The organism is Agromyces sp. NPDC029043 (genome assembly GCF_055564615.1).
The window spans coordinates 572,560-581,010 of sequence record NZ_JBVHVX010000001.1 but is presented as its reverse complement, the minus strand read 5'-3'; the positions used below and the strand labels follow the sequence as shown (position 1 = coordinate 581,010).

General features: G+C 69.0%; 5 protein-coding genes. 1 reads left to right on the top strand and 4 read right to left on the bottom strand.

The genetic code is table 11. From position 1 onward, the window contains the following. Nucleotides 1–136 precede the first annotated feature (136 nt). A complete protein-coding gene (locus ACZ4TW_RS02755) occupies nt 137–1,321 on the top strand; it encodes an MBL fold metallo-hydrolase (protein WP_465539892.1) in 1,185 nt (394 codons plus the stop codon). 150 nt (nt 1,322–1,471) lie between these two features. Here ACZ4TW_RS02755 and ACZ4TW_RS02750 read toward each other — a convergent pair whose 3' ends face one another. The 4 genes from ACZ4TW_RS02750 to ACZ4TW_RS02735 are packed head-to-tail and all read right to left on the bottom strand — an operon-like array spanning nt 1,472 to nt 8,428. Further along, nucleotides 1,472–2,806, bottom strand: a complete 1,335-nt coding sequence (locus tag ACZ4TW_RS02750) for a chromate transporter (protein ID WP_465539890.1) — start codon at nt 2,804–2,806, stop codon at nt 1,472–1,474. Further along, entirely contained in the window at nt 2,803–5,280 is a 2,478-nt protein-coding gene (locus ACZ4TW_RS02745; protein ID WP_465539888.1) for a beta-glucosidase H, read from the bottom strand. Before ACZ4TW_RS02745 ends, ACZ4TW_RS02750 begins: the two co-directional genes overlap by 4 nt. A gap of 11 nt (nt 5,281–5,291) precedes the next feature. Further along, nucleotides 5,292–6,971 carry a sulfatase family protein gene (locus tag ACZ4TW_RS02740; protein WP_465539886.1) on the bottom strand — a complete coding sequence of 560 codons (1,680 nt, stop codon included), beginning with the start codon at nt 6,969–6,971 and terminating at the stop codon, nt 5,292–5,294. Continuing rightward, nucleotides 6,968–8,428, bottom strand: coding sequence for a sulfatase family protein (locus ACZ4TW_RS02735; RefSeq protein WP_465539884.1), 1,461 nt, complete (start codon nt 8,426–8,428; stop codon nt 6,968–6,970). The genes ACZ4TW_RS02740 and ACZ4TW_RS02735 overlap by 4 nt, the downstream gene beginning before the upstream one ends. Nucleotides 8,429–8,451: the final 23 nt, after the last annotated feature.

Below are 8,451 nucleotides of genomic sequence, written 5' to 3'. Positions count from 1 at the left end.
GCCACGCCCGTTCGCCTTCCCGCTTCCCTCTTCTCCCCCCCCCCCCCTCCCCCCCCCCCCCCCCCCCCCCCCCCCCCCCCCCCCCCCCGCACCGGATCCCACCTCACCCTCACCGAGAATTGAAAGGACGTTCGTCATGTGCGATGTCATCGATCACGCGGTTTCCCGCCTTCCCGAGTCCTCCCGCCGCAGGTTCCTGCAGGCCGTCGGAGCGTCGACCGTGCTCGGCGGCCTGTCCCTGGCCGGTGCCACGTCGGCCTCGGCCGTTCCCGGAGAGGGTCGGGCGAGCACCTCGCGCTTCCGGACGAAGTTGGTGCTCCTGGGCACCGGCGGCGGTCCGACGATCCTCAGCGCGGAACGGGTGGGCGTCTCCACCGCCGTGGTCTACGACGGTGGTCTCTACTTGGTCGATCTCGGACACGGTTCGCACATGCAGCTGACGAAGGCCGAACTCGCCGGGCAGGGATTCGGCGGGCGCGCATTCACGAACGTGCGAGGCATCTTCTTCACGCACATGCACTCGGACCACCTGGCCGAATGGCCGGCGGTGTACTCGACGGGCATGACCAACCGCACCGGCGCTTCGAGCGACCCCATCCGCGTCTTCGGCCCTGGCGACCGCGAAACGCTCTCTCGCGTGTTCCCGCCGGGCCGTCCGACGCCTCCGATTGTGAACCCGGAACGCCCCTCCCCAGGTATTTCCGCGATGACCGAGTACCTCGACCAGGCCTTCGCGGCGGATTTCAACGACCGCATTCGCGACAGCGGCGCGCCCGGCCCGTGGCCGCACTTCAGCCTGAGCGACATCGACATCTCCGCCCTGTGGGCGGTGGACGAGGCCGGCATTCCGCCCCGGGTGTCACCGTTCCCTGTGTGGCAGGACGGCAACGTCTCGGTCACCGCTACCCTCGTGGACCACCGACCGACCGCGCCCGCGTTCGCATTCCGATTCGACACTCCGGACGGGTCGGTCGTGATCTCGGGCGACACCGCGCCGAGCGAGAACCTCATCGAGCTAGCCCAGGGCGCCGACTACCTGGTCCACGAGGTCATCGACCCCGCGTTCGCGGATGAACTCGCCGCAGTCATCGGGGGCACCGCGGGGCAGGCGGTCAAGGCACATCTGCTCGCGTCCCACACCACCATCGAGCAGGTGGGTCGCGACGTCGCAGAGCCCGCCGGTGTTCGGACGCTCGTGCTCTCGCACATGGTCCCGAGCAATGTCGATGTGAAGCGCCTCCGCGCAGCACAGCGGGGTTTCAGCGGCGACCTGGTCATCGGGGAGGACCTGATGCAGCTCGGAGTCGGCGCCCCGGCATAGGACGAGGTGGCACGCTCTCGGGAATTCTCGGCCGCTCGACGCGGTCGTCCCCCATTCGCCCGTGAGCGTGCCACCTCAGAGCGTCTTGCAAGAGCCGAGGACGTCACGGATGATGGTCGCGCGGCTTGTCGGGGTCGGGTCACTCGACAGTCAGATCGCCTGGAGCACGACGAAGGTCAGCGCCGCGTACGCGACGATGAACACGATGTCGGGCACGCGAACCAGGCGACGGACCACCGGCACCAGCATGGCGAGCGCGATGCTGCCGAGCACAGTGACAGACGCCGGCAAATCGGCCTCAGCGCCGATGCGCACGTTGGAGTGCAGCATCGCGACCGAGGTCGAGGCGAGCAGACCGCAGATCACGGGCATGATGTACGTCGACACGTTCCGGATCAGCAGCGAATTGCGTGCCCGGTCGTAGCCGGCCAGAAGCGCCACGGCGATCGCGCTGCACGACCCCACCGCCACGAAGCACGCGGCAGCGGCGACGAGCAGCCCTTGGTCCTCGCCGAGCACGAATCCGATGCCTGCGGCGATCTTCACGAGGATCGGTCCTGGCAGCGCGTTGGCCACCGGAACGACCTGGCCGTAGAAGACGCTCGAGTCGAGATTGCCGCCCGCGACGAAGAAGCCGTCGGCGACTCCGACGTACGCCTCGCCGCCGCCGAAGGACGTCACCGTCGACGCGAGGACGAGCCCGAGGAATCGCATCGTGTCGCCGACGGGTGGGACCGCCAACGCCATCGCCAGACCTCCCGCTGTGAGTGCAGTGAGCACGGCGACCGAACGGATGGCGCGCCTGACCTGACCTGGTCGCGGCTCGTCCGGCTCGGATTCGTCGAGCCGGTGGCGACGCAGGTACTGCCAGAGCGAGAGGACGGTGATCGCGATCAGAGCGACGAGGACCAGGCCCAGCGCCGAGAGCTCGGGCACTGCGGAGCTCCCGCCGATGCCGCCAATGTCCATCCCGAGCTGAACGGTCTTCCCAGCGCCGCTGGCAAGGAAGGCTGCCACCGCGATGACGATCGGCACGGCTCGGATCCGGTGCCCCGGCGCGAGCACCTTCACCACGTAGTGGGCGAGAAGGTACAGGATGAACGCGGTGACGCCCAGCGATGCGAACTCGATCGAGCGGATGGCGCCGGGCCCGAGCTGCGCGAACACTGCGAGCAGCGTCACCGTGGCGGCCGTTCCCGGCAAGGCGACGAGAAGGGCGCCGCCCACCGAGAGTCTCGACCCGCCGAGGCGGGCTCCCGAGAGCGCCGCCAGCTTGACGGGCAGCGCCCCCGGGGTGATGTTGGCGATGACCGTGTCTTGCACGAATTCGCCTTCGCGGAGCCGGCCCGGCCGCACGAGTTCCTTCTCCATGACCGGGATCAGGGCACTGCCGCCCCCGAACCCGATCACGCCGACCTTGAGCATCGCGAACAGGTGGCTCCAGCCGGCCCGCACGCGTGACTCGGTGCCGGTGTCGCCGGTCACAGCGACGCCGTCACCTCGAGCGGCAGGTCGGCCACGGACGAACCGATCCGAAGCCGGTACTCCCCCGGCTCCTCGACCCAGCCGTCCTGCCAGTACCCCAGGTCGCGACGAGCCACGCGCACCAGCGCGGTGACGGATTCACCCGCGCCGGCGCGGACGACCGCGGATCCGACGAGCCAGCGTGCGGGACGGTCGACGCGCGAGTCGGCGCGCTCGGCGTACACCTGCACGACGTGCTTGCCGGCCCGGTCGCCCGAGTTGGCGAGCCGCACCTCCACTGTGGCGTGGTCGCCGACGAATCCGTCGGTGCTCGCATCGACGAGCTGCCATGTCGTGTAGCCGAGTCCGTGTCCGAACGGGTACGCCGGCTGCCGGTCAGCCCGGAGCCACGCTCGGTATCCGATGTGGATGTCCTCGTCGTAGGTGAGGACTCCGTCGACCGGCGTGACGTCGATGACCGGAACGTCGTTCTCCTGTGCCGGCCAAGTGGTCGGCAGGCGGCCGCCCGGCTCTCGGCGTCCGGTGAGGACGTCGCCGATGGCGTTGCCGTACTCCTGTCCGCCGAACCAAGTCAGCAGCACGGCTGCGACATCCGTCCGGAAGGGCAGCAGCACCGGGGAGCCGGAGTTCACGATCACGATCGTTCGAGGATTGGCGCGAGCGACCGCGCGGACAAGGTCGTCCTGCCGGCCCGGCAGTGCGAGGTCCGTGCGGTCGAAGCCCTCCGACTCCACACGCGAGTTGGTGCCCACGACGACGATCGCGACCTCGGCCGCGGCGGCTGCGGCGGCCGCCTCGGCGATCAGCGCCTCGGGATCCGTGTCCGCCGGCTCGGTTCCGACGACGATGCTGAACGCGTTGCTCAGGCCGCCACCGAGGTGCGTCGGGGTGAACTCGATCCGGATCCGACGTCGCCGGCCGGCCTCGAAGGCGGCGGGGACGGAGACCGACGGCGGAGCCAGGAAGGCACCCGCAACGTCGTCGTGCTCCGATTCGGCGGTCGCCTCGCCCAGCAGCTCACCGTCGACGTAGATCCGGCCGGTCCCGACCGACGCGAACCCCAGCCGAACGCGACCGGACTCGCTGGGCTCGTACTCGGTCTCGAACACGATCGAGTCCATGCGTGCGATCGGGGCGTCACCGCCGAAGTAGACCAGGCCGCTCGCGAGCCGGTCCTCGGCGAAGATCACCCGACCATCGGCGTCGAGGAACTCCACGCGAGCCCCCGGGCCGCCGGTGGCCGGGTTCCGCATGCCCTCGCGGTCCAGCTCGGCCAAGCCCTCCTGCACGATGGCGCCCAGCGAATAGGAGACCTGCGCCTGCGGGAAGGCGCTGGCGATTCCCTCGAGGGGGGACACGACCTTCTCGGGCAGCACGGTGGCGCTGCCACCACCTTGCGTACGTGCCTGTCGGGCGTTGTGCCCGATGACGGCGATCCTCGACGGCGGCGCGAGCGGGAGGATGCCGTCATTCTCGACGAGCACCGATCCCTCGACCGCCGCCTCTCGGGCGAAGGCCACGCCGTCCTCGACGTGCGCGGGTTCTGCCGCGACGGGCTCGTATCCCTCGAGCGCCCCGACACGGGCGGCGAGCAGCAGGATGCGTCGCACCTTGCGATCGATCGCCGATTCCGGGACCTCACCCTGACGGACGGCCTCGACCAGGGCATCGCCCCAGGCGCCGTCGGGCCCGGGCATCGCGAGATCCTGCGCGTGCTTGGCGCTCTCGATGCTGCGCACGGCCGTCCAGTCGCTGATGACCACGCCGTCGAAGCCCCACTCGGAATTCAGCGGCGTTTCGAGCAGCTCGTTCTCGGTCGCGGTCGCGCCGTTGATCGAGTTGTAGGCACTCATCACGAGCCACGCGCGCGACTCGACGATGGCATCCTCGAAGGCGCGCAGGTACACCTCGCGGAGCGCCCGGTCGCTGACGCGGACGTCGGCGGTGAAACGCTCGGTCTCGAAGTCGTTGGCGATGTAGTGCTTGGGTGTCGCACCGACCCCGTTCTCCTGCACGCCGCCGACGTATGCGGCGGCAAGCCCGGCCGTGAGCACCGGGTCTTCGCTGAACGCCTCGAAGTGTCGGCCGCCGAGGGGCGAACGGTGGAGGTTGATGGTCGGGCCGAGCACCACGTCCACGCCCTTGCGTCGCGCCTCGACCGCGGACGCCGCGCCGTACCGTGCCGCGATCTGGGGGTCCCATGACGCCGACAGGGCGGTCGCCGACGGAAGGTTCAGCGACGGCGAGCGCTCGTCCCAGACCTCACCGCGTACCCCGCTGGGGCCGTCCGAGACGAGGATCCGGCGCAGGCCGATCTTCTCGATGGGCCAGGTGGTCCAGAAGTCGCGGCCGGTCAGCAGCCGCACCTTCTCCTCCAGCGTGAGCCGCGCAAGCAGTTCGTCGAACCTGGAGAGGTCCACGTCGGGCGTCGCAGTGGCAGCGGGATCGGGGGTGCGGGCAACGGTGTCGGTCATGGTCGTTCCTCTCATGAAGCTTGGATCGGATGCTGCGCGGGCAGCCGCACGGCATCGCTGCCTCGGTAGCCGAGGCGCCATGCGCGCGCCCATCGCGGCGTGCTGGTAGGGGGAAGCGGGTCGGTATAGATGTGCCATCGACGGCCGTCGGGCTCGGGATCGCCGCTGATGCGTTCCTGCAAACTGCGCGTGCGCGCGTCGGGGTCGGGCGGGTCGAGGGTCCACCCGATGAGGGCGCCCTCGGTCGAGCACGTGAGTGACAGCGCGCCGCCCGCGTCGGAGGTCACGGTCGGCGCGTCGGTGACCTGCCACTCGCCGCCGGGGCGCCACGCTTCGATGAGGTCGTCCTCGTCGATCAGTCCTGCGTCGCCGACTCGGTTCAGCCAGTCGTCGAGGGCCTCCGAGAGACGCACGCGGGTTGCCGCGTACTCCGGGTCACCGGCCAGGTCGCGGGTCTCGTGCGGGTCCTGGGCGAGGTCGTACAGTTCCTCGTCGGGTTTCCGCGGGCCGGTGACCTGCCGCTGCAGCGGCGTCAGCCGATCCGGGGTCTCTCCCGCCGCGCGTTGCCGCGCCTCGTCATTGACGTACTGGCGCAGCTGTCGCCAAGTGGAGAAAGGCTCTGCGTAGTGCTGCAGTTGCATCGGCGAGCGATCCGGATGCCGGTGCCGGATGTATCGGTACCGGCGGTCCCGTACGGTGCGGGAGCAGTCTCGCTGCTCGTCCATCCGGTCCCGTCCGCCGAACGCGTACTCGCCCTGCACGAGGTCGGCGCCGTCCTCGTCGAACAGCGGCTTCGCCTGCATGTGGGCGGGCACGTCGATCCCGGCCATGCGCAGCATCGATGGGGCGAGGTCGGCGAGGTGCACGACATCCGTTCGCGCCCGCCCTCCCGCGATGCGCGCGGGCCATCGCACGATGAGCGGCACCCGCAGCCCGGCCTCGGTGGCCCACCGCTTGGCTCGCGGGAACCCGGCACCGTGATCGCTCCAGAACACCACGATGGTGTCCTCAGCGAGGCCATCCTCGTCGAGCTGCGCGAGGAGGTCGCCGACCCATCGGTCCATGACGGTGATGAGGTCGTGGTATCGGGTCCACGCGGTGCGGAACACCTCCGTGTCGAGGTGGTACGGCGGTACCGGCACCTGTTCTGGATCGTGCCGTTCCGCGCGCGACAGCCCTGAGGTGACTCGCGAGAACGCCTCATCATCCAGGTAGATCTGCGACTCGTGCGTCGTCATGCCATGGAACGCCGCGAAGAACGGCTGCTGGGGATCCGGTCGGTCCCGCCAGTGCGCGATCGACATGCACGCGTCGAACGCCGTTCCCGGCACCTCGACCTGGAAGTCGGTGAACACGTTGTTCGTCGCGTAGTACCCGGCGCTCCGGAGGTACTCGCTCAACAGCCGCACCTCGGGTGGCGGCACCGCCTTCGACCGCATGTGGTGCGTGCCGATCGACGTCGGGAAGCACCCGGTCATCACCGCGGAGCGGGACGGCGCGCACACCGGCGAGGTCGCGAATGCGTGGTCGAACCGCACCCCTTCGGCGGCGAGCTCATCGAGATGGGGCGTGCGCGCGGCATCCGCGCCCGGCCATACGCCGCGATAGCAGCCGAGGTCGGGGTTGATGTCGTGCGTCGAGATCCACAGCATGTTCGGCCGCCGCGACGCCGTCGGGCGGTCGGCGCTCATGAGCCGGTCAACCTCGACAGCACCGAGAATCGTGCGTCGGCGACGTCCACCGCCTCGATGGGCTCATCGCCGACGGCGGCTTGGGCGTCGGCCAGCTTGACCTTCAGCTGTTCACGGATCTCGGCGTAGGCGGGATCGTCGTAGACGTTCCGCAGTTCGTGCGGATCGACTTCGAGGTCGAAGAGCTCCCATTCGGTGGGGTACTCGAAGAAGCCGGCACCGGCGAGCCCGACGCTGCGGTTGTAGTAGCAGATGAGCTTGTACCGGTGATCGCGGAAGCCGTAGTGTGCCGGCGCCTTGTGGAACCAGTCGTCGTTCTCCCAGTACCGGTAGTACATTCCCTCCGCAGGGGGACTGGTCGGTTCGCCGGCCACGTCTCCCCAGAAGCTTCGACCCTGCATCCGTTCGTGGTGCGGCGCGCCCGCGGCATCCAGTACGGTCTGCGCGAAGTCGACGTTGGTGACGATGCCCTCGTGCACCGAGCCGGCCTCGATCGCACGCGGGTAGCTCATGAGCAGCGGCATGCGAAGCGACTCCTCGTACATGAACCGCTTGTCGAACCATCCGTGATCGCCCAGGAAGAAACCCTGGTCGGAGCTGTACATCAGCAACGTGTCGTCGAACTCGCCGCGGTCTCGCAGCCAGTCGATGAGCCGGCCCACGTTGTCGTCGACGGATGCCACACAGCGGAGGTAGTCCTCCATGAACCGCTGGTACTTCCAGAGCGCGAGCTCCTCGTACGTGAGACCCTGCGGAGGCGCGACCTTGAGGTCCTCCATGTTGATGTAGTCCGCGATGCGCATGAGCGCCCGCCGAGCTGAGGCTGAGCGCGTGCTGTAATCGTCCCAGAACGTGCCCGGAACCGGAATCGGGTCGGAGTACATGTCGGCGTGCTTCTCGTCGGGCTCCCACGGGCGGTGGGGTGCCTTGTGCCACACCAGCAGGCACCACGGCTCGTCGCCCTCGAGGCTCTCGACCCAGTTGATGGCGAGGTCGGTGATCACGTCGGTGGCGTACCCCTGCTCGTGGCGGATACCGTCAGGTGAGAGGAACCGCGGGTCGAAGTACTCGCCCTGGTTGATGAGCACGTCCCAGTAGTCGAAGCCCTGCGGGTTCGCGTCGTGGTCCTCGCCCATGTGCCACTTACCGACGATGCCGGTGCGGTAGCCGGCTTCCTTCAGCTGCGAGATGAACGTCGGCTGGCTGGCGTCGATCGGCGTGAAGAGGGTTGTGACGCCGTTGACGTGGCTGTAGGTGCCCGTCAGGATCGAGGCGCGGCTCGGCGAGCAGAGCGAGTTGGTGACGAAGCAGTTCTCGAACCGCACGCCCTCCGCCGCGATCTCGTCGATGCGCGGCGTCTCGTTGACGACCGAACCGTACGCGCCGATGGAGTGCGCGGCGTGATCGTCGGTGAGGATCAGGACGATGTTGGGGGGTCGGTGGCCCGACTGGTTCATGGGTGGTCCTTTCGGTGGTCTGT